The 24360-nt window shown below is 45.8% G+C and carries 25 protein-coding genes and 1 pseudogene; 11 read left to right on the top strand and 15 right to left on the bottom strand.

Features of this window, described 5'->3' with window-relative positions:
* The first annotated feature begins 36 nt into the window (after positions 1-36).
* From eno to O3C58_04790, 3 genes are all read left to right on the top strand, one after another.
* On the top strand, positions 37-1326 hold the full coding sequence (gene eno / locus O3C58_04800; GenBank protein MDA0691182.1) for a phosphopyruvate hydratase: 1290 nt from the start codon (positions 37-39) through the stop codon (positions 1324-1326).
* 23 nt (positions 1327-1349) lie between these two features.
* The gene (locus O3C58_04795) at positions 1350-1655 is read left to right on the top strand and encodes a septum formation initiator family protein (protein MDA0691181.1); all 306 of its coding nucleotides are present in this window, start codon (positions 1350-1352) and stop codon (positions 1653-1655) included.
* Between the two features lie 584 nt (positions 1656-2239).
* A complete protein-coding gene (locus O3C58_04790) occupies positions 2240-2524 on the top strand; it encodes an integration host factor subunit alpha (protein MDA0691180.1) in 285 nt (94 codons plus the stop codon).
* Positions 2525-2564: 40 nt separating this feature from the next.
* Here O3C58_04790 and queA read toward each other — a convergent pair whose 3' ends face one another.
* Positions 2565-3611 (bottom strand): tRNA preQ1(34) S-adenosylmethionine ribosyltransferase-isomerase QueA, encoded by a 1047-nt coding sequence (queA, locus tag O3C58_04785; protein MDA0691179.1) that lies wholly within the window; start codon positions 3609-3611, stop codon positions 2565-2567.
* A 171-nt stretch (positions 3612-3782) separates the two neighbouring features.
* On the opposite strand from queA, the gene O3C58_04780 reads away from it, so the two are divergent.
* Together O3C58_04780 and O3C58_04775 are read left to right on the top strand one after the other, a co-directional pair.
* Positions 3783-4619 (top strand): cytochrome c family protein, encoded by an 837-nt coding sequence (locus tag O3C58_04780; protein MDA0691178.1) that lies wholly within the window; start codon positions 3783-3785, stop codon positions 4617-4619.
* 91 nt (positions 4620-4710) lie between these two features.
* Positions 4711-6093, top strand: coding sequence for a nucleotide sugar dehydrogenase (locus tag O3C58_04775; GenBank protein ID MDA0691177.1), 1383 nt, complete (start codon positions 4711-4713; stop codon positions 6091-6093).
* Between the two features lie 104 nt (positions 6094-6197).
* On the opposite strand, the gene O3C58_04770 is transcribed toward O3C58_04775, so the two are convergent.
* The 7 genes from O3C58_04770 to O3C58_04740 all read right to left on the bottom strand — a co-directional run bounded on the left by O3C58_04770 (position 6198) and on the right by O3C58_04740 (position 11057).
* Complete coding sequence (locus O3C58_04770; protein MDA0691176.1) at positions 6198-6446, bottom strand: hypothetical protein; 249 nt, start codon at positions 6444-6446, stop codon at positions 6198-6200.
* A gap of 24 nt (positions 6447-6470) precedes the next feature.
* On the bottom strand, positions 6471-6854 hold the full coding sequence (locus O3C58_04765; GenBank protein MDA0691175.1) for a RidA family protein: 384 nt from the start codon (positions 6852-6854) through the stop codon (positions 6471-6473).
* Between the two features lie 23 nt (positions 6855-6877).
* A complete protein-coding gene (gene recO, locus O3C58_04760) occupies positions 6878-7636 on the bottom strand; it encodes a DNA repair protein RecO (GenBank protein MDA0691174.1) in 759 nt (252 codons plus the stop codon).
* 1 nt (position 7637) lies between these two features.
* Complete coding sequence (locus O3C58_04755) at positions 7638-8168, bottom strand: methylated-DNA--[protein]-cysteine S-methyltransferase (protein MDA0691173.1); 531 nt, start codon at positions 8166-8168, stop codon at positions 7638-7640.
* A gap of 1 nt (position 8169) precedes the next feature.
* Complete coding sequence (locus tag O3C58_04750; protein ID MDA0691172.1) at positions 8170-9078, bottom strand: hypothetical protein; 909 nt, start codon at positions 9076-9078, stop codon at positions 8170-8172.
* 215 nt (positions 9079-9293) lie between these two features.
* Positions 9294-10568: a TRAP transporter large permease subunit gene (locus O3C58_04745; GenBank protein MDA0691171.1), complete on the bottom strand. Its 1275-nt coding sequence runs from the start codon at positions 10566-10568 to the stop codon at positions 9294-9296.
* On the bottom strand, positions 10569-11057 hold the full coding sequence (locus O3C58_04740) for a TRAP transporter small permease (GenBank protein ID MDA0691170.1): 489 nt from the start codon (positions 11055-11057) through the stop codon (positions 10569-10571). It lies immediately after the preceding gene.
* 166 nt (positions 11058-11223) lie between these two features.
* Here O3C58_04740 and O3C58_04735 point away from each other — a divergent pair, with 166 nt between their 5' ends.
* The 4 genes from O3C58_04735 to O3C58_04720 all read left to right on the top strand — a co-directional run bounded on the left by O3C58_04735 (position 11224) and on the right by O3C58_04720 (position 16078).
* On the top strand, positions 11224-12009 hold the full coding sequence (locus O3C58_04735) for an SUMF1/EgtB/PvdO family nonheme iron enzyme (GenBank protein MDA0691169.1): 786 nt from the start codon (positions 11224-11226) through the stop codon (positions 12007-12009).
* A 52-nt stretch (positions 12010-12061) separates the two neighbouring features.
* A complete protein-coding gene (locus tag O3C58_04730) occupies positions 12062-12979 on the top strand; it encodes a hypothetical protein (GenBank protein ID MDA0691168.1) in 918 nt (305 codons plus the stop codon).
* Positions 12980-13000: 21 nt separating this feature from the next.
* Positions 13001-13975: a signal peptide peptidase SppA gene (gene sppA / locus O3C58_04725; GenBank protein MDA0691167.1), complete on the top strand. Its 975-nt coding sequence runs from the start codon at positions 13001-13003 to the stop codon at positions 13973-13975.
* 150 nt (positions 13976-14125) lie between these two features.
* The gene (locus tag O3C58_04720; protein ID MDA0691166.1) at positions 14126-16078 is read left to right on the top strand and encodes a diguanylate cyclase; all 1953 of its coding nucleotides are present in this window, start codon (positions 14126-14128) and stop codon (positions 16076-16078) included.
* Positions 16079-16122: 44 nt separating this feature from the next.
* Here the strand turns inward: O3C58_04720 and O3C58_04715 are convergent, their stop codons facing one another.
* From O3C58_04715 to O3C58_04705, 3 genes are read right to left on the bottom strand one after another with little or no spacing between them, the layout of a single operon-like run.
* Positions 16123-17619, bottom strand: a complete 1497-nt coding sequence (locus O3C58_04715) for a carboxypeptidase M32 (protein MDA0691165.1) — start codon at positions 17617-17619, stop codon at positions 16123-16125.
* A gap of 34 nt (positions 17620-17653) precedes the next feature.
* Positions 17654-19201, bottom strand: coding sequence for a D-alanine--D-alanine ligase (locus tag O3C58_04710; GenBank protein MDA0691164.1), 1548 nt, complete (start codon positions 19199-19201; stop codon positions 17654-17656).
* Between the two features lie 45 nt (positions 19202-19246).
* Positions 19247-19591: a hypothetical protein gene (locus O3C58_04705; protein ID MDA0691163.1), complete on the bottom strand. Its 345-nt coding sequence runs from the start codon at positions 19589-19591 to the stop codon at positions 19247-19249.
* 121 nt (positions 19592-19712) lie between these two features.
* On the opposite strand from O3C58_04705, the gene O3C58_04700 reads away from it, so the two are divergent.
* On the top strand, positions 19713-19931 hold the full coding sequence (locus O3C58_04700) for a hypothetical protein (GenBank protein ID MDA0691162.1): 219 nt from the start codon (positions 19713-19715) through the stop codon (positions 19929-19931).
* A pseudogene (locus O3C58_04695) lies at positions 19853-20059 on the top strand (acetylpolyamine amidohydrolase). Before O3C58_04700 ends, O3C58_04695 begins: the two are co-directional and overlap by 79 nt.
* A 447-nt stretch (positions 20060-20506) precedes the next feature.
* Here O3C58_04695 and cynS read toward each other — a convergent pair.
* Genes cynS through O3C58_04675 form a run of 4 tightly spaced genes read right to left on the bottom strand, consistent with a single transcriptional unit; the run spans position 20507 to position 24263 of the window.
* The gene (gene cynS / locus O3C58_04690) at positions 20507-20959 is read right to left on the bottom strand and encodes a cyanase (GenBank protein MDA0691161.1); all 453 of its coding nucleotides are present in this window, start codon (positions 20957-20959) and stop codon (positions 20507-20509) included.
* A 38-nt stretch (positions 20960-20997) separates the two neighbouring features.
* The gene (locus O3C58_04685; GenBank protein MDA0691160.1) at positions 20998-21906 is read right to left on the bottom strand and encodes a nitrate ABC transporter ATP-binding protein; all 909 of its coding nucleotides are present in this window, start codon (positions 21904-21906) and stop codon (positions 20998-21000) included.
* Positions 21907-21926: 20 nt separating this feature from the next.
* Complete coding sequence (locus O3C58_04680; protein ID MDA0691159.1) at positions 21927-22832, bottom strand: ABC transporter permease subunit; 906 nt, start codon at positions 22830-22832, stop codon at positions 21927-21929.
* 24 nt (positions 22833-22856) lie between these two features.
* Positions 22857-24263, bottom strand: coding sequence for an ABC transporter substrate-binding protein (locus tag O3C58_04675; protein ID MDA0691158.1), 1407 nt, complete (start codon positions 24261-24263; stop codon positions 22857-22859).
* Between the last annotated feature and the right edge of the window lie 97 nt (positions 24264-24360).

Here is a 24360-nt window from a genome sequence, read left to right as displayed (position 1 = left end):
ATAATCTATGATACGAGTAACCAACAGGGATAACTTATGAGTGATATTTCCGGTGTATTTGCAAGACAAATTATCGACTCGAGAGGAAATCCGACCATTGAAGTTGAAGTGGTTCTGGAAGATGGCACCATGGCCCGTGCGGCGGTTCCCTCGGGGGCGTCCACCGGGTCCCGCGAGGCTGTAGAATTGCGCGATGGGGACCCCAAAAAATACCTTGGTAAAGGTGTGTTGAAAGCGGTTCAAAACGTTAATAGTAAAATCGCTCCCGATTTGGTTGGAATTGAAGTCACCGAACAGGTTTTGATCGACAATCTGATGATCGAAAAGGACGGCACTAAAAATAAGGAAAAGCTGGGAGCCAATGCTATTTTGGGAGTCTCCCTGGCGGTTGCTAAAGCGGCTGCCCAGGAGCTGGATCTGCCTTTATTTCAGTATCTTGGTGGTACCAACGCCAAGCAATTGCCCGTCCCCATGATGAACGTGATAAACGGCGGCGAGCATGCAGACAATAATGTTGATATTCAGGAGTTCATGATCGTTCCTGTTGGTGCGAACTCATTTTCCCATGCCTTGCGCATGGGGGTGGAAATTTTTCACCATTTAAAAGCAGTATTAAAGAAGCACAAATTCAGTACCGCTGTTGGGGATGAAGGGGGATTTGCCCCGAATCTGAAATCCAACGAGCAGGCCATTGAGGTGATTCTTGAAGCCGTAAAAGCCGCAGGGTACAAGGAAGGGAAAGATATTCTTCTTGCCCTGGATATAGCGGCCAGTGAATTGTATAAAAATAAAAAATACGTTCTTGCTGCGGAAAAGAAGTCCAAACTCAGTTCCGATGAAATGATCGACTATATCGCACAGCTTGTGAATAAATATCCGATAATCAGTGTTGAAGACGGGCTTGCCGAAAATGACTGGAGTGGATGGAAACGGCTTACGGAGCAACTGGGCCAAACAACCCAGATAGTCGGCGATGATGTGTTTGTCACCAATACCGAAATTTTAGCCAAGGGAATTAAAGATAAAGTTGGCAATTCCATTCTTATCAAAGTCAACCAGATAGGGACTCTCACCGAAACTTTGGATGCTGTGGAAATGGCCAAACAGGCAGGATATACGGCGGTAATCTCCCATCGTTCGGGGGAAACGGAAGATACCACTATTGCCGATATTGCAGTGGCTGTCAACGCCGGCCAGATAAAAACCGGCTCCTTGTGCCGGTCCGATCGCATCGCAAAATATAACCAGTTGTTGCGCATAGAGGAAATATTGGGAGAAACGGCTCAATACAAAGGAAAGAGTGTTTTTTATAATCTGAATCTCTAATTTAGCGGTTAGCAGGGGTACTTATGGCGCGTTATCATCAAATTCTATTGCTGACCTTCTCATTTTTTGCGTTGTTGGTGTTGGTTGCCGTATTTCATGATGAAGGCATTTTACAGGTATTTAAGTTGCAGGATCAAATGGCGGAAATGAATCAAAGCAACAAGACGCTGCACGAAAACAACCTTAAAATCCGCAAAGAAATAGAAGGCTTGAAGTTTAACTCTCTGGCGATTGAAAAGATCGCTCGTGAGAAATTAAACTGGGTCAAACCAGGAGAGACCGTTTATCAAATTGTACGTAATACCGCCCTCCCTCAAAAAAATAACTGATCTCAGAATTTCTCCCCGTTAAAATCTTTTAAATTTCCCTCACATAGCTTTTTCTTTAGATTTAAAAAAAACAAAAAAACTCATTAAAATTCAAATAGTTAGTGTATAATGGTTGTATACGGTTAATCATTGAAGGGCCTTTAACAGAAGTTACGGTTTACCAATACTTTAGGGTGGGTAGTTTCTGTTTACTTCATTAAAGGAATTTAATGATAATTATTTGAAAAATAATCGGTAGGGTGAAAACTGAATAAAAATGTCAATAAGGTATTGATATTTTTAATATAAGTGGTAAAGTAGCTACATCGCATCTTAATTTAATCTTAAAGCAGAACCGAGCCGACGGGGCCAAGAAGCTATTGCTGATAAGGTTCCGTTCTTTTTAAAACGGGATGGAATTCGGAACTCAGATTTTTCTTGTTTTTCTTGTAAATTGCAAGGGGAAGCTACTTATCCGAAGAGGTTAAAAGTAGCATAGCCGTTTGAGTGTCAGAGTACGCTGAAACTTTAAAATATTTTTTTTCCGTTCGGCCATAAGTGATTCAAGAAAATTAAAAAATCGTTTTTTTTCGCAAGGAGGAGTCATGACCAAGCAAGATATTATTAATCAGGTTTCTTCCAGGGCAGATTTGTCCAGATCTAAAGCAGAAGAGGCTGTTGAAACTGTAATCGAATTGATCAAAGAATCTCTTGGTCATGGTGAGCCTGTGATTTTGCGCCGATTTGGAACGTTCCAGGTCAGAGCTAAAACCAGCCGCGTTGGGCGAAATCCAAAAACCGGTGAAGAAGCAGAAATTACCGCACGAAAAGTGGTTCGCTTTAAATCAGGAAAGCATTTTAAACAAGCTGTTAACGACGAAGACGAATAAAAAAACCTCTGTCGTGGGAGGGGGGTAGGGAGAAGCCATCTTAAAGAATCAGCATGGCATCACCATAGCTGAAAAACCGATATTGTTTGCTGATGGCTTCTTGATAGGCTTTGCGCATCAGGTCTGTACCTGCAAATGCACAGACCAGTAGGAAGAGTGTTGACTTGGGCAAGTGAAAATTGGTTAATAACTGGTCTACCATCTTGAACTTTACTCCCGGATAGATAAATATATCAGTCTCTCCCGAGACTTCTTTTTGAGTGGGAGCATCAAAGGTTAGCGACTCCAGCACGCGAGTTGCCGTCGTTCCCACCGCCAGCACCTTTTGCCCCTTTTTCCTGGCTCCAGTGACTTGATTCCATGTCTCTCTTGAGAGTATAAAACGTTCCTTCTCCATTTGATGATCGCGCACATCCTGAACGCGAATGGGTAAAAAAGTCCCGATTCCGACATGAAGGGTTAAAAATGCCAGATCGGCTTTTCCTGCGCCTATTTCTGCCATCAACTCAGGGGTGAAATGCAATCCCGCCGTAGGAGCCGCAACAGCCCCTTCATTGGCAGCGTAAACGGTTTGGTAGCGCTCTCCATCCATTTCACGGGTTTCTTCGTTATCATGGGGTTCCCGGCGGATATAAGGGGGGAGGGGCATTCTTGCTGATTTGTTTAACAGAGACCGAAGATCTCCCTTATAGTTTAATTTGAACATTCCTCGGTTGTCATTCCGACCCTTAAAAATAGCGGTGAGGGCTCCTCCGCAAAGGATAAATTCTGCGCCTGGTTTCATTTTTCCCAGCCCCTTTACCAGGGCATCCCAGACGTCAGGTTCCTGCTCACGGATCAGGATAATTTCTACTTGCTTGCCAGTATTCTTTTTGAACCCGGATACTTTTGCTGGAATGACCCTTGTATCATTGAATACCATGAGAGGATGATGGGGCAGGTATTTGCATATATTTTTAAAGACATCGTGAATAACTGTGCCCGTTTGTCGGCTCACAACCATCAGCCTGGACTGGTCTCGTCGCAACGCCGGTCGCTGGGCGATCAGTTCTTCGGGCAATTCAAAATCGAAATCGGTTAACTTCATGGAAACATTTTTCCTTCTAATGAAATTTTATGAGATGCAGGAAATTTGGCGTCAAAATAGCATTTACAATTACTTACCTAAATTGTGGTTGACCCCTTTAAGTAAATATATTATTCTTCGACAGTTAACCTGTAAAAGGAATTATTTTTGGAAAGTGGATTGGAGGAGATAATGGGGAAGACGTTAAAGTTTTTAAGTTTGGTTGTGCTCTCTTTTGCCTTGATAATCAGTGCGGCCGGAGAAGCGGATGCAAAAGGGAAAAGTAAAAAAAAGAAAGTCCCTGCGCAGCCATCCTATGTGGGAGCTGTCAAATGTAATGGAAGTTGCCACGACGCCTATTACCAGGGTTGGAAAAACTCTCCTCATGGTGGCACCTTTAACCTGCTGAAACCTGGAGTCCGTGAAGAAGCTAAAAAAAGGGTCAAGCTGGACCCGCAAAAGGACTATACCACCACTCCGCTATGTTTGCGATGCCACACTACCGGTTATATGCAAGCAGGGGGATTCAAGCCGGCTGGCACTAAGAATAAAAAGGGCAAAGTAGTCGCCACAAAGATAGACCCGGATGAACCAAATTTAGAACAGGTTGGCTGTGAAATGTGTCATTCGGTTGCCGGCGGAGCCCAGTTCCGGGTTGTCATGAAAAACACCAAGGGAGATTTTAAAAAGGCCGACATTGAAAAGTATGGACAGAGATGGGATTACGCCAATGTCTGTACGCGGTGTCATACCCACCCAAATACTCCCTTTAAGCCTGAAGTCCATGACAAGTATAAGTTCAACTTTGAAGAACGCAAGTTGAAGGTTCACGACAAGGACAAGTACTGGAACGAAGATAATATGGACCAAAAGCTTGAAAAAGTTAAGGATCGCAAAAAAGAGGTGGCTATATCAGAAAAGAAACCTCTCTTGATCGAAGACTTTGCTGTAAAGAAGGATAAACTTTTGTTTAAATCTAAATCCATGCCTTACACAGCAAAGACAAAAACTTACAATTATAAGGAATGATTATTTTTCCTTACTGAATTTGAGGTCTGACCTTTTTTCAAGGTCAGACCTCTTTTTTTTATCCATTTAAAATTTCCTGACGTGGTCGCTGATGAGCAATGGTAATTTTTACAAGAAAATCGTATGCATTGGTGCGGGGTATGTAGGCGGTCCAACGATGACCATTATCGCCAATAAATGCCCGGATTATAAAGTCACGATCGTCGATATTGCCAAACCTCGAATTGATGCCTGGAACTCAGATAGTCTTCCTATTTATGAGCCTGGCTTAAAAGAACGGGTTTTAAAGTCACGAGGGAAAAATCTATTTTTTTCCACCGAAGTTGACAAGGAAATTGCCGAAGCTGATATTATTTTTGTTTCGGTCAACACCCCGACCAAAACATTTGGCGAAGGCGCGGGCAAGGCGGCAGATCTGCAATTCGTGGAACTGACTGCACGGCGCATAAAGGAAAACTCAAAGTCCGACAAAATCGTCATAGAAAAAAGCACCCTTCCTGTCCGCAACGCAGAAGCACTGGAAGCGATTTTGCACTCAGGAAACAATTCCGTGCATTTTGAGATTCTTTCCAATCCGGAATTCATGGCCGAAGGAACGGCTATCAACGACATGGAGAATCCGGATAGAGTATTGATTGGTTCAAAAGATACTCCAACGGGAAGAGTTGCAAGGGATGAGTTGATGAAAATTTATTCCCACTGGGTTCCAAAAGAAAAGTTAATCACTACCAATCTATGGAGTAGTGAACTGTCTAAATTGGTATCCAATGCGTTTCTTGCGCAACGCATATCATCCATCAATAGTATTTCCGCCATTTGTGAAGCTACAGAAGCGGATGTGAGTGAAGTGGCTTTTGCGGTGGGCAAGGACAGCCGCATCGGCGAAAAATTTCTCCAGGCTGGAATCGGATTTGGCGGTTCGTGTTTTCGGAAGGATATCCTTAACCTGGTTTATCTTTGCGAATATTATCGCTTGAATGAGATCGCCGATTTCTGGCGGCAGGTGGTATCAATCAATGATTATCAGGTCAAACGGTTTGTCAAACGAATACTCAGAGCCATGTTCAATACTTTGGTGGGCAAGAAAATCGCAGTCTTTGGATTTGCTTTCAAGCCGGATACCGGAGATACCCGTGACACCCCTGCGATTTACTTAAGCCAGCAATTAGTGGAAGAAAAGGCGCACCTCAGTATTACCGACCCGCACGCTTTGGAAAATGCAAAAAAAGATCTTGCTGGACTTAATAATATAGATTATGTGGAAGATCCTTACGAAGCGGCCAAAGGCGCTCATTGCATTGCCCTGATGACGGCATGGGAGGAGTACAAAACCCTGGATTACAAGAAAATTTTTGATTCTATGGAAAAACCAGCGTTTCTTTTTGACGGAAGAAATCATCTGGACCATCAAAAACTTCATGAAATCGGGTTCAACGTTTTTCCGATTGGAAAACCTCCACTGCAACATTTTTAAATCCCACAAGTAGGTTTTATCTCCCGTGGTTTGCCAAGCATTATTAAAAATAACTTTGTCGGACACCTCGCCCGCTTGTGGCGAGGTCGTTTATTTCGAAAATGCTATTGCTCCTTGGGCCGATGACAGAAGGTGCAGGAACCCATGGGACGGTGAGGCATGATGGGGGCCTTATCCACATTTCGTACATGACATTGAAGACAGGTTTCCGTGGATGAAGGAGTTTTGTGGTATTCCGAATCATTCAATTTGGGAGCGGCCACTAAAAAGCTGTATCCCAGCCCACCAATAACAACCACTCCGATCAAGGTCATGACCCGGAAAAAATTTCTTTGTCCTGTTTTTTTTGCCATAAAATAAGGAGCTCCTGGGAACTATTAGTGGGAAACGGCGATAGCTTCGATTTCAACTTTGGCCCCTTTGGGAAGGGCGGCCACCTGAACACAAGCGCGGGCGGGTTTGCTCTCGGAGAAAAAGTTTTCATAGATCGTATTCATCCGGGCGAAATGATTCAGATCCGTAAGGTACACCGTCGTCTTGATAACATGCTTGAGTGACAATCCCCCCGCTTCCAAAATAGCCTGGATATTTTTAATGGTCAGTTCGGTTTCCTCTTCGATTTCACCTTGTCGAAAATTTCCTGTCCCTGGTTCGAGGGCAATTTGCCCGGAAGTGTATAAAAAACCATTTGCGGCGATTCCCTGTTCGTAGGGGCCAATAGCCGCCGGCGCATTTTCTGTTTTGATGATTACTTTTGCCATGACGTTCCTTTTTAGTAAAATGGTTACCCGATTGCAGCCATTTGTTTGATGAAGGGATAGGACTTCAATTCTCGCCCAACATGCGCCCGAATGAGCCGATGAGTGACCTTCTCAATCTCTTCATCCATTCCCTTGGGAAACTTAAGCCTGCCCGAACATTTGATATCCAGAGTGAGCAATTTCTTTAAATAATTCAACGTTCCCGTCGTGAGCTTTATCTCAGATTCATTTGTCTTCATACAGGTCGCGCAAACGATGCCGCGTCTGTTATAGCTGAATCCTATCCATCCATCGACACTTTTGGAGCGGCATATTGTACATTGGTTTAATTCCGGTCGATATCCTGAAAGTGACAAAAGACGTATTTCAAACATCCTGCACAGAGGCTCCAGATTGGTCTGGCTTTGCAGGGCTCCCAGCGAATCCAGAAGAAGATTAAAAATGTTTACTTCCTGATGGCCCTCGGGAGCCATGCAGTCCACCAACTCATTCATATAGATTCCAGTATACAGTTTTAGAAAATCCTCGCGAACCGTTTGGAAGGATAGAATGATATCTGCTTGATTGAGGCGATGGAGTTGCTGATTTTCCTTGCCGAAATAGATCAAGTGAACATAGGACATCGGTTCCAGAGAACCGATGAGTCGGCTTTTGATTTTTCGTGCCGCTTTGGCAACACACTTGATCTTGCCGTAACGTTCGGTCATGAACGTGACGAGTTTGTCCGTTTCAGAAAGGTTGAAGCTGCGTAAAACGATTCCCCGGGTCCGATATAATGGCATTTCAGGTACTTTCTAAATCCAGCAGAAACTTTTTAATAGACAATCCTCCGGTATATCCTCCCAGCGCTCCATTTTCCCGGATCACTCTATGGCAGGGGATGATGAGTGGCAAGGGGTTTTTCCCATTGGCATTGCCAACCGCCCGAAACGCCTGTGGGTGGGCGATGGCTTCAGCCAGAGTGCGGTAACTATGAGTTTTACCATAAGGAATGGTGGACAATTGCCGCCAGACCGTTTGTTGAAAGGGTGTGCCGCCGGTTAAATCCATCCTGCAGGTAAAGCTCTTCAATTTTCCCGCAAAATATAGATTCAATTGTTTTACTATATTTTCGAAGAAGGGTGGGTCCGATACGAAGTTGCCCAGGTGGGATTTTTGTAAATATTTTTTAAAATCGGATTCGCCGGGCAGTTTCAGGATAATTTTTGAAAGCCCTCTAGGGGAACCTGCAATTCCCGTCAAGCCCAATGGGGTGGATATAATTGTGTAGCGGATCGGGTCAGTAGGGGAAGGTTTTAAAATCCGTTTTGTCATTTCATAAAATTATTCGTGCCATGTCCATGAGATCATCGAGAGAATCATTCACTTTGATGGCCTGGGTGTCACGGGCTTTGACGGCAGACAGGAAATTTTTGTGGCGGCGGGAGTCATACCCGGTCACCGTTGTTCCAATGATAAGATTGAAATGGTCGTCACTGGAGCCGATGGAGGCCATTCCGAGTTCCTTTGAGTAATTTTCATCAAAACCGTGCCCCGTTGATATGTCTTCAATGGCGTCCACCAATCCCGTCAGGTTTTGCTTTGCAAACGAGATGGGAACCCCAAACGGGTAGCTCCGTTCAATATCTGGGTGGGGAATGATTGAAACCCCTCCAAATGGCTCAACCATTTTAGCCGCTTTTTCCATGGAAACCATTTTTTTTTCGCATGAAGAAAATTGAATTCTCAGATCGCTTAGATTATGGGGTTTCAGGTAATCCTGATCCATCACCAGAATCAAATGACCCTGCTCCGTACTCACTTCAAAGGCCGGATATACATCTATGGGAGACAGTTTCGGATTTTTCCACTCCTGGCAGCAGCGCCAGCGCTCCTGGATAGATGTCAGGCTATCCTCAAGAGGGAAGTATTTGGGCGTGACATGCTCTGTGATGATTAAGAAATCCAGTCCTAAATTTGCGGCCCGGTTCATGATCTGATCTACCGTAAAGGTACCGTCTGAATAAATGGAATGGCAATGGGTTTCTCCGATTTTTAACCAGGGATTGGCCTGTTTCAGTTTGGCGATATTATTCTTGATTCGTCGATCCAAAAAAGTTTTGCCGACAATTTCCGTAACCGGAGCAAGCATTTTGCATTTTGCTGTTATAGGAAGCGCCAGATGAGCTCCGGCTATTCCAACCGTAAATCCAGCGATTGATTTTAAAAAACTTCGTCGGTTCATGGATTTAGATCTATCCCGTTGATTTTTATATTAGTGGAGTGGAACTAATAATATTGGCGGGTGAAGTCAATTTTGTCAAATCTATTGATCAAAGCCTTTGAGAAACCGAGATTAACAGAACCCTTTAGAAATGGTGGTTTAGAGCTTGCCTATTGGTAGCCCGATATTGTGGCAAAGTTGGCTGAGGGGGCCGAGCTTAAATTTTTAAACGATTCTTAATTTTTAAACCAATCCAGTAGAAACAGGCTGAGGAAGGGGAAATAGGTGATGGCCAAAAGACCCAGAATTCTTAGGCCTAGAAAGGGGAGGGTGGCTCGATAAAGTTTGACGATGGGTTCATGGAACCTGGATGCTGCGATGAACAGATTAATGCCTACAGGTGGCGTCGAGTATCCGATTTCGAGGTTGGTCAAAAATATGATTCCCAGATGAATCATATTGACGTCAAAATTCTTGGCGATGGGGATGATCAGCGGAACCACCACGATGATGGCTGAAAATATATCCATCATACAGCCCACGATCAGCAGAAACACATTCAGTGCAATGAGAAAGGTCAAGGGGTCGTGGATGTAAAGCTTCATGGTGTCGAGCAGTTGCATGGGAATCTGCTCGTCAATCAGGTAATTGGTGAACCCCATTGCGGTTCCCAATATAATAAGAATGGAGCCCACCAGCACCATGCTCTCCCGCATGATTCGCGGCAGATCGCGGAGGGGATGGAGATCCTTGTAGATGAAAGATTCTACGACAATCACGTACACCACCGTGACCGCCGCCGCTTCTCCCACGGTGATGATGCCCCCATAGATTCCAAATAAAATAATAAATGGCAGGGGGACTTCCCAAATGGCTTCGCGTAACGCGCTGATGGCCTCATTCCACTGGAACGCCCTTTGCTTAATTTGCAAGCTTTTGCTTTTGAAGATGCTGTAAGCGCCGATGATGGCAATCATCAAAGTACCGGGAACGATCCCCGCTAAAAATAATTGATCCACGCTCACCTGGGCGATGAGACCATATAGAATTAAGGGGATGGAGGGCGGAAATAAAAGACCCAAACTCCCGGAGGAAGTCATCAACCCAAGGGAAAAATTCTTTGAGTACATTTCCTTTATCATCAAGGGATAGAGAAGCCCGCCGAGAGCAATGATGGTTACGCCGGAGGCTCCCGTGAAGGCGGTAAAAAATGCGCAGGCAACCAAGACGACCAAAGGCACGCCGCCGGTCAGTCCGCCCAAAAAAGCCTGCGAAAGCCGGGTCAGCCGGTCGGGAGTTTTCCCATTGGCAAGGATAAACCCGGCAAAAGTAAATAGTGGAATCGCTACAAGAGTGGGATTGCTCGTCACCCGGTACAATTCGATAAATATGGCCGCCGGATCAATTTCGGCGGAATGAAACGCCAGCAGGGCGGCAAGACCGAGGATGGCATACAAAGGGGTACCCAGGAAGGCCAGAAAGACAATGCTCGCAATAAGGAGAAGGGTCATTTAATTAGGCTTCTCTGGTGATAGGATAACCTGCACTGTTTTTAGAAGGAACCGGACTGAAATAATTCCAAAGCTGTAAGGGAGGATGACTTGAAAAACCCATGCAGGTGTATCGAGGAAAAGCGTGGCCTGTCCATCCATCTCGAACTGCACAAACCGCCAGGCTGCAAAGGCCAAAAAACCGCTGACAATTCCGGCTGTCAGGTTGACGGTAAACTGAATAAAATTCCCCCAGGATTTGGGTAGAATATTTGGGAGGAAATCAATGGAGATATGCTTGTTTTCGCGGACGGCAAGAGAAGCGCCCAAAAAACCGACCCATAATACCAATTGCCTGGTAAAAATATCCGCCCACAGAATAGCATCATTAAAAAAATTACGTAGAAGGACCTGTGTGAAGGAAAAGAGAATCATCAGAGAAAGCAATAATGTAACGGAGAGGGCTTCGATTCTTCCCAGAATGTTTTCAATTTTTTTGATGAGTCTCACAAAAGTTTCTGTAAAAGGGTTGGCCTGACCGAGAGGGAAATATAAATCAGGAGTAAAGATCACCCCTGGAGATAATAAAAAATTTTCTCCTGACGAAGGCGATATCACTGTTTATAATAATACCTCTGCCAGAGAGGTACAATATTTTTAATTGGAGTTTGAACCCATGCCGCGGATGTTAATTTTATGTTTAATTCTGGCCATCACTCTTGTAATGGCTCCATTGATAGCGGCGGCTGAAAGAGGGTCAAAAATGGTTCTGATTCCCGCTGGAGAATTCATCATGGGGAACCAGGAGGAGAGTGGGCGGAAAGATGAACGTCCCTCTCATTCAGTGACACTGGACGCCTATTATATGGATCAATATGAAGTGACGGGCAAAGATTTTGAGGCCTACATGGACGATCAACCCAAGGTGCATCCTACTATCACGGGTTGGTATGGACGAAAGGTGCGTCCGGATATGACTCATAAACCTGTATTTGGCCTGACTTGGAAACGCTGTCAAAATTATTGTGCCTGGGCAGGAAAACGACTTCCTACGGAAGCGGAGTGGGAAAGAGCCGCTAAAGGCCAGGAAGGTCGGCTTTATCCTTGGGGAAATGAACCCCCAGATCCTTCCAAAGCCAATTTCGGGCGTTGTTGCTTCGTCATGAAAGGGCAGGTATTTAAGGAGGTAGGGGAACTGCCAGCGGGTAAAACTCCGGACAATATTTATGACCTCGCTGGAAATGTTGCTGAATGGGTATATGATTGGTATGATAAAAATTACTACGAGATCAGTCCATCCAAAAACCCCAAAGGCCCTAAGAATGGAAAATACCATGTGATTCGAGGTGGCGCCTGGAATAGCCTGTCGGGATATATGCGGTCGAGCAGTCGTTACGGATATAATGATGCCAAGGATTTTTATGGAATAGGGTGTCGGTGCGTCAAATCAGCTTCGGATTAATTCGATATATAACCAATCATATCATTTTTACTGGAAAGAAAGAACGAGTCCTATGGAGGATCTAGATGCCAAAATTGACACAATGTGCCGGGAACAACTATTTACCCTGATTCAGGAAAATTCTGTCCGCTCTAAGAAAATAAATATTCGTCAAACTAAAAATAATAAAAAAAACTCCATAGAACATCTGGATGAACTTTATGCTTCTTATGAAAAATTGCTACGGGGGATATCGAAGGAACTTTTAAATATAGAAAAAAAAATCAGACTTAAATTTCTACTTACCCTGAATGAAGATCGTAAAATTCGTGTTCTTTCTACAATAAATGAAGAAATGGATTTGATCATTCAGGAAATGGTTACAAAATATCAACAGTTGTATACCCTGAAGGGCAATAGCGAAGAATTTAAAGCCAGAATTGAACAAACGGCATTAAAGCATAAAGAAAATCTTGAGACTATGATGGACAAACTGGTTCAAACTCTGGATGTAGAGATGCAAACCACAAATTCGATCAGTCCTGACCAGCTGCAGGAAAAATATGGCATCGACAGAGAAACCCTCAATCAAATGCATTTGGTAAAAGTGTTACAGGAAATCCATATTATGTTTGACAAAATGAATGAAAATCATATCGATGAGACTGTTACAAATGGAGTGCATGAAGGAATCATCGAACGGGTAAAATTTGCAAAAAAAGTGGAAAATCAAATTCCCTCATCGCATGATGTTGTCGCCCGGAAAGCATGGAGAATGCGGGTGGCCAAAGAAACCGTTAAAACGAAGGAAATGATTTACGCTCTCCATTCACTGGCTGAATCTGTTCAGAAACCGAAAGAGCAACGCAATTACGACATCATTCAAAAAACATGGAGCCGCATCGAAGAAACGTTTGATGAACACCCTAAAGAGGAAGCCGAAATTATTTTAACAAGTTTAAAACCCTTTTATAGTCTTTTAGATAATTAAAACCATTAAATCGAGGGAAGCGTGGCTAAATCAATGAGGCTGGGTTTTAAAAACATTATTATTTTAATGCTGATGATGACAGCTAGCGGATGCGCGTCGTTTAATCTGGGCCCCTCAATAAAGCCGTTTGAAGAAAAAGTCATTATGGGCAAGGGGGCCGATAAGGTTCTTTTGATGGATATCCAGGGCCTCATAAGTAATAAGTCGGAGCGCTCTCTCACGGGATTTCCGATAAAAATGGGAATGGTTGAAAGAGTTCGTGAAAGTTTGATGAAGGCTGAGGAGGATGACAATATCAAAGCCCTGCTTTTGCGAATTAACAGCCCCGGCGGCACGGTGACTTCCAGCGATATTATTTATCATGAGATTAAGAGATTTAAAGAAAAGAAAAAAATAAAAGTTTACGTATCGATTGTCGATCTTGCGGCTTCAGGTGGATACTATATTGCGATGGCTGGCGACACCATCATGGGGCATCCAACGTCGCTGGCGGGGAGCATCGGGGTCATTGCCATGAAGGTCAATGTTGATGGATTGATGAAAAAAATTGGCGTTGATTGGGAAGTCGTTAAATCGGGTGATAAAAAAGATTTCCTTTCTCCTCTGCGTCCTCTGACTGAAGAAGAATTGAAGTTGTTTCAGTTTACCATCGATAGTTTTCACAACCGTTTTGTAGAAGTGATCGCCGAGAATCGACCGGGCCTTGAGTTGGCGCAAGTGAAACCGCTTGCAGATGGCAGGGTCTATAATGCGAAGCAGGCTTTGGATGCAAAGTTGATCGATAAAATTGGCTACCTTGACGATACTTTGGATCTCATCAAGAAGGAGCTTGGAGTGTCCGAAATCAAAGTGGTTACCTATCACCGGCCCGGAGAGTACAAGTCTAGCGTCTACTCCGCATTGCCTGCGTCCCCGACTGTCAATTTAATAAATATCGACCTGGGCCTCAATCTGGATAAGTTATCCCCGCATTTCATGTATTTGTGGATGCTTTGAAATAAAACTCAATTAGAAGACAAGTGGTGTTTTTTCAATTGCTTTGCTTGTTGTCAAAGGCTCCATCATTTTGGAATTAATTGATTTTATTTCAAATAGTAATTAACATTAAAGAAAGGCTCTCCAACTCAAAATTTAATATCCCCACATATGCAGTTTCCAAATCTAAAAATATTACTCGCGGAAGATGATGAAGACGATGTCATCCTGATCAGAGAATTCATTCGAGATGGATTCCCCGCCACAAATCTACATTTTGACTGGGCTTCTTCCGCCTCCGATGCTTTATCCCACCTTGAAAATAACGACTATAATTTTTGCTTTTTTGATTTCCGGCTGGGGGAAAAGAATGGGTTGGAGTTGCTACGCAGTGTCCGGGAAAAGGGTTATACCCTTCCCATTATCTTCCTGACAGGCCAGGGGGATGAAGAAATAGCCGTTGAAGTTATGAAATCCGGAGCCACCGATTACCTTGGAAAGTCGAGTTTGTCTGCTAAATCTTTATCCCATGCGATTCATCAGGCCCTCAGAATTCATGAGGAGGCCGACCAGCGCCGTAGGGCTGAAAATACCTTAAGCGTACAGGACCAGTTGTTGCAAGCCATTTCAGACGCTACAAATTGTTTATTGATTTTAAAAAATCATCAGGAGGCAATTGCAAAAGCTCTGGATATTCTGGGTAAGGCATTGAAAGTAAAAATTGTTGAAATTTACCAGGGTAATGAAGGCGCCAATGGATCGAAAAAATTTGTAAAATGTTTTTTCTGGAATCAGGGGCCCGTTCGCAAAGAAAACCTTGAGGGTTCCTTTCATAACCAAACGGTTCAAAATTTACAAATGGAAGACTGCTTTAATTCTTTGAAGGCGGATAATTTTGTTCAAATTCTGGTAAAAGACTTACCCCAAAAAATTGCGGAAACTATTCAACAGCGGGGCATTTCATTGCTCTCATTGGTTCCTGTAATTATTGATGAAGCATTTTGGGGATTCATCACCTTTGGAGATTCTCAATCCGAAAGGAAATGGTCCAAGAATGAAGAATCTCTTTTAAAAGCTGTGGCGGCGAATATTGGGTGTGAGATTCGGCGTCACAATGATGAGACGGCCTTCCATTCCATTATAGAAGGGACCTCCTCGCGAGTGGGAGATGATTTTTTTCAGTCCCTTGTTAGCCATCTCGCGACGGCGCTCCGGGTTAGTAAAGTTTTTGTGTCTGAAATGTTGGGTTACAACTCATCGGAATGTTCTATTGTAGCGGGTTGGAATGACGGCGAATTTTTAAGAGATCAAATGTTTACCATTAAAAATACTCCTTTTGAAGATGTGCTGGCAGGAATGGTTTCTTTCAATCCTGATTCCACACAGAATAATTTCAATGGTCATTTGAGTTTCTCAACCGGAGACATCAGAAGTTATGCGGCGGTTCCCTGTTTTGACTCCAAGTGTAAGATCATCGGGCATTTGTCGATCATGGACGAAAAACCCATGGCCGATCGACAACGGACCCTGTCTATTCTGAAACTATTTGCGGCCAGGGCAGGGGCGGAGTTGGAGCGGAAGCGAACGGAGGGTCTGATCAGGAATATGGCCTATCACGATGCATTGACGGGACTTCCCAATCGTATTTTGCTTAATGACCGACTCGAAATGGCATTGGCCCAGGCGCAACGCAGTCAGAGCCTGTTGGCGGTTTTATTTCTTGATTTTGATCATTTTAAAAAGATAAATGATAATTTGGGGCATGGAGTGGGGGATCAGGTGTTAAAGGGGATCGGGGCACGATTAAAAAATTGCCTTCGTAATCAGGACACCGTCGCACGATTGGGAGGCGATGAATTTATTCTCCTGTTACCGGAAATCAATTCTCCAAGCGATGTCGACCAACTGGCAAAAAAGCTCCTGCATGCGGTGAGCCAGCCTTTGCATATTCAGGAGCATGAACTCAGGATCACCCTCAGTGTGGGGGTCGCTCTTTATCCCAGGGATGGGGAAAACAGCACCACCCTTTTAAAACATGCAGACGATGCCCTGTATCTCGCCAAAAAACAGGGAAAAAACTGTTATCAGTTTTTCAATCCTCAGGAAATGGGTGGGGGCGAATAGAATAATCCAATCTTTAATTCTTGTAAGATATTAAAGGGATCATTTTATGCACCGAGATATTTTTCCCGTAAATATTTTAAATATGAGGTGGGATTCAATTGTTCCCCAGTGGCTTGTTGCAAGAGTTCCTGGCTCGATAATTTTGCACCATGCTGATAAACTTTACTGTTCAACCAACTGAATAAGGTCTCAAAAGTTCCTTGTTGAATTTCGGACATGATATGGGGCTGCTCTTTTTTCAGGGTGCTGAAAAGCTGTGCCGCCATGATGGCTCCCAGGGCATAAGTTGAAAAGTACCCGAAATACCCCGCCGGCCAGTGTGAATCCTGCAAGCACCCTTGGTTGCAGTTGTCGGGAATGATGCCCATCCGTTGTCTGAATTTTTCATTCCAGGCTTCGGGTAAATCCTTTATACGCAGCGATCCTGAAAATATTTCCTTTTCCAATTCATATCTCATCAGAATATGCAGGGGATAGGTTACCTCGTCTGCGTTCATCCGGTTAAAACTTCTTTTTACCTGGGTTGCAATTCGAAACAGGTTTTCGGGTTCCCAGGCAACCCCGGAAACTCCAAAAATTTTTACCAGGCTCGGGGCGGCGAAGATCATAAATTCCTGAGTTCGCCCTATCATCATTTCCAGAAGCAGTGCCTGGCTTTCATGCACGGTCATTCCACGATCGCGACCCACCGGTTGAAAGAACCATTTAGAGGGCAATCCAAAATCATACATGGCATGGCCGGTTTCGTGAAGGATCCCCATCAACCCTGGCAGGAAGTCGTGTTCCGCAAACAATGAGGTGATGCGGAGATCTTCCGAGGTGCCTTCGGTGAACGGGTGCAGGCTTTCATCCAGCCTGCCTTTGTCAAAAGGGAAACCCATTTTCTTCATCAGATGCTTGCTGAGGTCTTTTTGTTTTCCTTTTGAAATTTTTTCACGAATGACTTGCGGGGGATTTGCGGCCTGTTTATTTATTATCTGGTCGATTAATGGTGGCAGGTGCAAGCCCAGTTGCTGAAATATGGATTCTATTTCGGACGTATTTCTGCCGGGATCATGTTCTTCAAGCAGGGCATCGTAAGGCAGACAGTTCAAGGCATCTCCCATCGAGTGAGCCTTTTCACGAACAATTTCAACTACTCTATCAAGATGTGGAGATAATATTTTGAAGTTGTTTTCCTGACAGGCCTGTCTCCAGACCACCTCAGCTTTGGTGGTGGCCCGGTGCAGGGAGTTGGTCAGCCGTTTGGGAATGGCATTGGCGTGCTGCCAATGGCGGCGCATTTCCCGGACATTGGCCTCCTGCCAATCATCCAGGGAATAGGTGATGGACTCGACCCGATCCAGGAGCACGGCAGTTTTTTTGGAGAGGAGAATAGCCGTGCATTCCGTATCCAGCAACGCCAATTGTTCCGCACGAATGCCTGTACTGCCCAGGGGCATCAGAACTTCGGCATCCCACCGCAAAAGGTGAGTGATGCTGCGGAGAACCTCAACCCGTTTGAAACGTTTTTCAAGGTGCTGGTAGGGAGTGAAACTCATTTTCCGACACTATGGAGAAAATACCGGGTCAACATCAACTCCCAGCAATTCTTTCTCTCGCGGCCTGGAGAATCATCTCAAGAAGTTGCCAGTATTCCATACCCGCAAACCCGGCCATGAGGTTCAATTTACCGTCCCAGCACCAGCCCGGGTTCGGATTGACTTCCAGAAGTTTGATGTTTCCCTCCGCGTCGGCGCGGTAATCGAAGCGGGCATAATCCTTGCACTCCAATCGTTCGAACAACCGGCTCGAAAAGTTCATCAGCTTGCGATAGTTCTCCTCGTCCAGTTTCGCTTCCTTGTAATGGATGCGATTCCAGTAAGGCGAATCCGGGAGCCATTTGGAATCGTAAGACAAAATCGGCGGTAAATTCGGGAGCAAATCGCTGTAATCTACTTCCAGTATGGGCAGAACCTCAAACTTATCTGCATTGCCGATCAGGCTGACGCTGTATTCAGCACCCTGAAGATATTCCTGTATGAGGATGGGAACGCCCGGAAGGATTTCCCGTAAATAATCCAGGTAACTGAGCAATTCCTCTGCGTTATGAACCACTGCTTTAGGGGTGATGCCGATTGAGCTGTCACCGCAATTGGGCTTGAGCAACGCGGGAAAATACGAAGGCAGGTTGGCCGCATGATCGTTAGGGTCAAAATACGTTTCCATCGGAACGCTCACGTCCAGACTCTGGGCGAGAGCTCTGACGTTGGCCTTGTTGTAGCAAAGCCAGAGGCATCCTGGCCCCGCCCCGGTATAAGGGACATCCAAAAGTTCCAGAAGGGCGGGGATATGCAACTCCCTGGTGGGATCATTGTTGTAACCTTCATCGCACAAATTCAGGACCAGTCCGGGAGACTTGCTGGTGATTTGCTTGATAATTGATTTATGATCGTCGAGATAGGTGAATTTATATTCCGAGAGTTTCTCAAGATTGCGTTTAAGAATATTGATGGTCTCTATGTCCTCTTCATTGAACTTGCCGTCTTTTTTAACGGTATCGGGAAGACGTGGATCCCCCATGAGAACAGTGACGAGACGGGTTTCTTTTTTTGCCGGGGGTTTGGCGGCGATTTTGACCGGGCCCATGGCGGTGATGAACAGCCTGTTAGCCATCATGCCCAGATCCTGTCCGCGCGTGGACTCCGAAACTAGGTTGCCGTGGGATTGTATGTGGGTGAAACCCAGCTTCGTAAGAAGTTGGGTGATTTCATCAAAGGTGTAAAGCCGCTCTGCGTAAAACTGGTCGGCCAGGACGCCGATCTCGGAATTTGTGATCACCTCGCGCGAAATGATGCGCTTTCGGTCCTGAGTCAAGGACCGTTCCCGGTTAACGAAGTGGGTTTTGTCGATCCACTCCCAGGACCGGGGTTCAAAATTCGTTGCCATCCATACCCCGTCGACGATATCGAGTACCAGCCTGCCTTCCGATTTGAGGCTGTGCTTGATGGACTCCAATATTGAAATGTCATCTTCTTCACGCTCAAAATATCCAAATGAATTGCCCATCACGATGATGCAGTCTTTGGAGCTTTCCAGACTGCTGAGTTTGCGTGCGTCGCCTTCGGAAAACTGGACTTTCAACCCGCGCCGTTTGGCCCGTTTGCGTGCCAGCCGGACCAGATACCGTTACCGGTCCAGTCCCGAAACATTCAGATAACCCCGGCCAGAAAGTTCCAGCGAATGCCGTCCCTGTCCGCAGCACATGTCCAGAATATGGTCTGTTGGTTGAATCCCCGTGGTTTTGATGACCCAGTCAATATCGCGGACTGTGTTCAAATCGTTTTCGACCACGTCGCCGTCAGTTTTCAAATACAATGAATTGAAAATGTCTTTCCACCATTCCGGAGGGAGATGGCGTTCCAGATCCGAAACAGGGCCGAGGGTCCTTACGGGAGTGAGTTTGGTTTTTTTTGCGGGGGAACTGGTTTTTGCGGAATTTTTAATCGGGTCCTGCGGCTTTTGCCTCTCCACTTATATTTTCACCTGAGAAATATGGAAATTGATCATGACTATCTTATCTGTAGATAGTTTCTATGAAGATATTATATTATTCGCTGTTTAGGAAAGAAAAAATATCACACGGGAAAAACTCATGATTCAGTTTCGCAGATTGTATCAGGTCTCGACGCTCGGGGACAAAGAAAGACTGGGCGCGGTATTAGAATTATATCAGGATTCTCTTCCTTATTCTCCCGAATATGCAGCGCAGATAGGAAAAATTTCCATCAGGCCCAGGATCTGGTTTATGTGCTGTGCCGCCCGCCGGGCCACCATGCCGAGCGAAGAGTGTTCGGAGGATTTTGTTACCTGAACAGTACCGCCATAGCCGCGCATTATTTATCGAAAGAAAACCGAGTGGCTGTTCTGGACATTGATTATCATCATGGAAACGGTACCCAGAATATTTTTTATGAAAGAAAGGATGTTTGCTTTGTCTCCATGCTTGTGCAGGAAGGAGGATACTCCCTGCCCAATTTAAAAGCTGGCTCCAGAAATTTTATCACCGGAATCAGCTGGATATAGCATTTCCCCTCATCAATAAATCCAAACCTTTTTTTAGAGACGGCTCTCTTCCTTTCTGGGAAAAGGAGTTGAAACAGGCATTGAGTTTCGGGTGCTTTTGGTGAAAATTTAAGTGTGACCGGATTGACAGAAACCGAGATTCATATTGGCGACGTTTTCCCCCTCGGGTCCACCAGCGTGCAGCTGGACCTAATATTAATGTGCGACGGACTTTCTACCCATTTTTTCCTCCCCAATCATTGGGTTTTTGATCCAAATCTTGTATATGATCTTGATCTGTTTTTGAGAGCGGATCAGGGGGAGGAATTTTTTCTTCTTTCGCCCGCTTCGACTAAGGGTTGAATCCGTTAGACCCGCGGTCGCCTACATAGTTTGGATGATGTGAGGCAGGAATTTGCCGTTCATGGTAACGACCATGCGATCCTCCCCTTTATCTCCCTTGACCTTGTCAATTGTCAGCCGGAAATCGATTGCGGACATGATACCGTCGCCGAATTTCTCGTTCATGACGGCTTTGATGCCTTCGCCATAGTGCAGGCAAACTTCAGTCATGCGGTAAACGTTCGGTTCCTGAAGGAGCGTGGGATTGTAGGACCGCATGGGGCATTTGGACATTTCCTTCAACAGGTCCTTGGTCAAACCGGGGACCACCCTACTAAGTTTCTTGTCCAACGGCGGTGTCAATTGCGCTTGCGCCTGAAACAGTTGTGCCACGTAACCGTTGGCCACTCCCAGCTTGTCCGCGATCTGATCATAGGTTTTCCCGGATTTCTCCTTAGCTTCCAGAAGTTTTTTTACCAGTTCTTTTTTATCCATCGGTGAGTCTCCTTTGATTGAAAATGACGTTTAAAACCTTATTGAATTGCCCGAAGATGGGGTTCAGACTCCGAAGCTTCATCCCTAAAATGCACCACACGCGAACCCTCAGACGGCGGTGGTGCCTGCTCGGCATCGGCATCGGATTTGGCGGCTCCGGACATTTTTTGCGAACGTTCTATAAGAAAATGAATGATGTGGTTCCGGATCTTGTAATAGTGGGGATGGTCGATAATGGTCGTGCGCTCCCTCGGACGCGGAATATCGATCTCGATGATTTCTCCGATGCGGGCGTTGGGCCCGTTCGTCATCAAGACCACCCGGTCGCTTAAAAGAATGGCCTCGTCCACATCATGAGTGACCATGAACACCGTATTTTTCGAGGCATTCCACATTTCGACAAGTTCATCCTGGATGACGCCCCGAGTGAGGGCGTCGATCTGAGCGAAGGGTTCGTCCAACAGCAGGACCTTGGGGTTGATGCAAAACGCCCTGGCCAGCCCGACTCGCTGTTTCATGCCACCTGAAAGCGCGGAGGGCCGCTTATTGGCCGCTTGGCGAAGATTGACCAAGTCGATGTACTTGTAGGAGTATTCCCTGATCTTATCCTTGTTCCAGTCAGGATTGGCGGCCTTCACGGCTAGGCGGATATTCTGATAAACCGTCATCCACGGGATCAGCGCGAAGTTTTGAAACACTACGCTTCGGTCCAACCCAGGGCTGTTCACTTCTCTCCCTTCCAAAATCACCCCACCCTCGGAGGCTTCGTCGAGTCCCGCGATGATATTGAGCATGGTGCTCTTACCGCAACCCGAATGACCGACAACGGTGATGAACTCGCTTTCATTGATTTTCAAATCGACATCTTTGAAAACACAGAGCGGTTCGCCCTCACCTTCTGGATTGTTAAAGTACTTGGAGATTTTTGAAAGTTCAAGATAACTCATGGTTCGATTTTTACCCTTGGTTATTCCGAATAGGTTAATGAATTAGCGACGCTATTGAAAAGCATGTCCAAGGACCAACCAACGACCCCTATAACCCCGATGGCAAAGAGAACCCCCGAGATGTCCAGGTTGTTCCACTCGATCCAGGTCAGGTATCCAACTCCCAGTTCGCCCAACAGCATTTCCGCCGGCACCACGGCTACCAGTGCCGCGCCGAACGAAATGCGTAACCCCGCAACAATGGCCGGCGCCGCGCCGGGCAGGACGACCTTGAACAACTTGGTAAACCAGGAAAGTTGCAAAATGCTGGCGACATGAAGGTACTCTTTCTTGAGCGACTTAACGCCAAAGGCGGTATTGGCCATGGTCGGCCAAATCGCCGCCATGAATACCACCAAGATCGCCGTGATTTTAGGATCCTTAACCGTGTACAGCAACAGGGGCATCCAGGCCAGCGGAGAAATGGGTTTCAGAATTTGAAAAAACGGATTGAGCGCCTGATAGATCACGGCATTGAGACCGATGATCACGCCGATGAAAATGCCTATCACCGAGGCGATCAGAAATCCCGAGAAAAACCGTTTGATGGTATAGGTGACCAAATGGCCGATACCATGATCATTGGTGCCGTTCTTGTGGAACGGGCGTGAAAATTGATCGATCGAGTATTTCAGAACAGCAAGGGGGCCGGGGATCCCCTGGGTTTTCGCTGGGTTGTTCTCGTAACCGCCATCCTCGGTACGAATGATATCGCCATTAAACTCCATGACCGTGAGTTGATCTTCGGAAAGCCCGGCCGAAACAAACTCCTTTGTAAGCGTATTTAGATGCCACACCCCAATGAAGAACGCCAGAATCGCCAAGGAGACCAGCATGTAAGCATAGGACGCACCTTTTTTTTGGGAGACCTGTATTTTCTCTGCCATTTTCTACCCCTAAATTATTACTGTTTATGTCATGCTGTGAATCGGAAAACTCTTTAGATATTCTTCCGGTTTGGAAGGATCAAACACCTTTCCTCCCATAAGGACATGCTTTGCATAGGTATCACCATGGGTTTCGTATCCTAACTCCTTGGCGATATTGTCACATTCCGCCGCCAGGTAAACCTCCTCAGCGACACTTTTGTAATCGATGTTGCCCTTGGCGAAGCCCCATCGCTTCATCTGAGTCAAAATCCAAACCGCCATCGAATGCCAGGGGAAAGGATCGAAATCGATGCGGTCCGGCTCGTTCTTAATGTTTCCTAAGCCATCGGCATACCGGCCCGTCAACACCTGTTCGACAACGGTGAGCGGCTGGTTCAAATAATTCTTTGGAGCGATCGCTTTGGCGATATCTTTCCGGTTGGCCGGATTCGAGGCGAAATGCGTGGCCTCGACGATCGACCGGAACAGCGCCAAAAAGGTGTTGGGGTTCTCCTTGGCGAACTCTTGTGAAATTCCAAAGGCGCAACAAGGATGCCCCGGCCAGATTTCCTTAGAAAGCTTGTAGATGAATCCGGCATTTTCATACACCGCACGCTGGTTGAACGGTTCCGGAGCCAGGTACCCGTCCACGTTGCCCGCCTTCAAATTGGCCACCATCTCCGGCGGCGGAATCACACGAATCTGAACGTCCTTGTCCGGATGGATGCCTCCCTCGGCCAGATAATAGCGTAAAAGAAAGTTGTGCATGGAGTAATCAAATGGCACGCAGAACCGGAAACCCTTCATGTCCTTCGCGGATTTTACTCCTTTGTGCTTGTTGGCCAGGGTAATCGCCTGACCGTTGATATTTTCTATTGCTGGCATGAAAAAAGGAACCTTCTTGGATCCCTCACCCATGGTAATCGACAACGGCATCGGGCTCAGCATATGCGCGGCCTGCACTTCCTTGTTGATCGCCCAGTCGCGCACCATGGCCCACCCTGAGGCCCGGCGCACCTTCGCGTTCAACCCGTTTTTTTTGTAAAATCCCATGGGCTCGGACATGATGATGGGCGTAGCGCAAGTGATGGGGATGAACCCGAGTGAAAGGTTTTTCATCTCCAGACCCCCCTTCAGCCCCTCCTTGGCCAATGCCTTTGCGGCACCTAAGGGAAATATGCTGGCAATGATCGCCGCCGCGGTCCCGGAGCCCACCAACTTCATGAATGACCTGCGGGACACGTCATTGTTATTAAAGATCGCTCTCACCACCGCGTTTTCCACCACCCGGTCGATTATATCCTCTTCGGTGGAAGGGTTATCTTTTTCACAGGAATCCTTCTCATTCAAGCACTCCGACTGAGGTGTATGAGAACCGTCATGCGTCAAATGGGTCTCGGGATCGAAAGCGTTACCCAGTGCATTGTGGCAATTTTCTTGTTTGCTCATGCTGAATTTCTCCATTCTTGGCCGGAATTGTAATTAAAATTTCTTATTCTTTTTCGGAATACTGGTTTCTAAGGGCGCAAAACCCCTAAAAGCAAGA

This window comes from Nitrospinota bacterium (assembly GCA_027619975.1).
Taxonomy (GTDB): domain Bacteria; phylum Nitrospinota; class Nitrospinia; order Nitrospinales; family VA-1; genus JADFGI01.
Note: the sequence above shows the minus strand (reverse complement) of the source record. Positions and strands in the feature narration are given on the sequence as shown.

What these genes read in the sequence shown, in the direction of transcription:
- eno (MDA0691182.1), top strand. Translation starts at nt 37, where the DNA reads ATGAGTGATATTTCCGGTGTATTTGCAAGACAAATTATCGACTCGAGA.
- O3C58_04795 (MDA0691181.1), top strand. Translation starts at nt 1,350, where the DNA reads ATGGCGCGTTATCATCAAATTCTATTGCTGACCTTCTCATTTTTTGCG.
- O3C58_04790 (MDA0691180.1), top strand. Translation starts at nt 2,240, where the DNA reads ATGACCAAGCAAGATATTATTAATCAGGTTTCTTCCAGGGCAGATTTG.
- queA (MDA0691179.1), bottom strand. Translation starts at nt 3,611, where the DNA reads ATGAAGTTAACCGATTTCGATTTTGAATTGCCCGAAGAACTGATCGCC.
- O3C58_04780 (MDA0691178.1), top strand. Translation starts at nt 3,783, where the DNA reads ATGGGGAAGACGTTAAAGTTTTTAAGTTTGGTTGTGCTCTCTTTTGCC.
- O3C58_04775 (MDA0691177.1), top strand. Translation starts at nt 4,711, where the DNA reads ATGAGCAATGGTAATTTTTACAAGAAAATCGTATGCATTGGTGCGGGG.
- O3C58_04770 (MDA0691176.1), bottom strand. Translation starts at nt 6,446, where the DNA reads ATGGCAAAAAAAACAGGACAAAGAAATTTTTTCCGGGTCATGACCTTG.
- O3C58_04765 (MDA0691175.1), bottom strand. Translation starts at nt 6,854, where the DNA reads ATGGCAAAAGTAATCATCAAAACAGAAAATGCGCCGGCGGCTATTGGC.
- recO (MDA0691174.1), bottom strand. Translation starts at nt 7,636, where the DNA reads ATGCCATTATATCGGACCCGGGGAATCGTTTTACGCAGCTTCAACCTT.
- O3C58_04755 (MDA0691173.1), bottom strand. Translation starts at nt 8,168, where the DNA reads ATGACAAAACGGATTTTAAAACCTTCCCCTACTGACCCGATCCGCTAC.
- O3C58_04750 (MDA0691172.1), bottom strand. Translation starts at nt 9,078, where the DNA reads ATGAACCGACGAAGTTTTTTAAAATCAATCGCTGGATTTACGGTTGGA.
- O3C58_04745 (MDA0691171.1), bottom strand. Translation starts at nt 10,568, where the DNA reads ATGACCCTTCTCCTTATTGCGAGCATTGTCTTTCTGGCCTTCCTGGGT.
- O3C58_04735 (MDA0691169.1), top strand. Translation starts at nt 11,224, where the DNA reads ATGCCGCGGATGTTAATTTTATGTTTAATTCTGGCCATCACTCTTGTA.
- O3C58_04730 (MDA0691168.1), top strand. Translation starts at nt 12,062, where the DNA reads ATGGAGGATCTAGATGCCAAAATTGACACAATGTGCCGGGAACAACTA.
- O3C58_04720 (MDA0691166.1), top strand. Translation starts at nt 14,126, where the DNA reads ATGCAGTTTCCAAATCTAAAAATATTACTCGCGGAAGATGATGAAGAC.
- O3C58_04715 (MDA0691165.1), bottom strand. Translation starts at nt 17,619, where the DNA reads ATGAGTTTCACTCCCTACCAGCACCTTGAAAAACGTTTCAAACGGGTT.
- O3C58_04700 (MDA0691162.1), top strand. Translation starts at nt 19,713, where the DNA reads ATGATTCAGTTTCGCAGATTGTATCAGGTCTCGACGCTCGGGGACAAA.
- cynS (MDA0691161.1), bottom strand. Translation starts at nt 20,959, where the DNA reads ATGGATAAAAAAGAACTGGTAAAAAAACTTCTGGAAGCTAAGGAGAAA.
- O3C58_04685 (MDA0691160.1), bottom strand. Translation starts at nt 21,906, where the DNA reads ATGAGTTATCTTGAACTTTCAAAAATCTCCAAGTACTTTAACAATCCA.
- O3C58_04680 (MDA0691159.1), bottom strand. Translation starts at nt 22,832, where the DNA reads ATGGCAGAGAAAATACAGGTCTCCCAAAAAAAAGGTGCGTCCTATGCT.
- O3C58_04675 (MDA0691158.1), bottom strand. Translation starts at nt 24,263, where the DNA reads ATGAGCAAACAAGAAAATTGCCACAATGCACTGGGTAACGCTTTCGAT.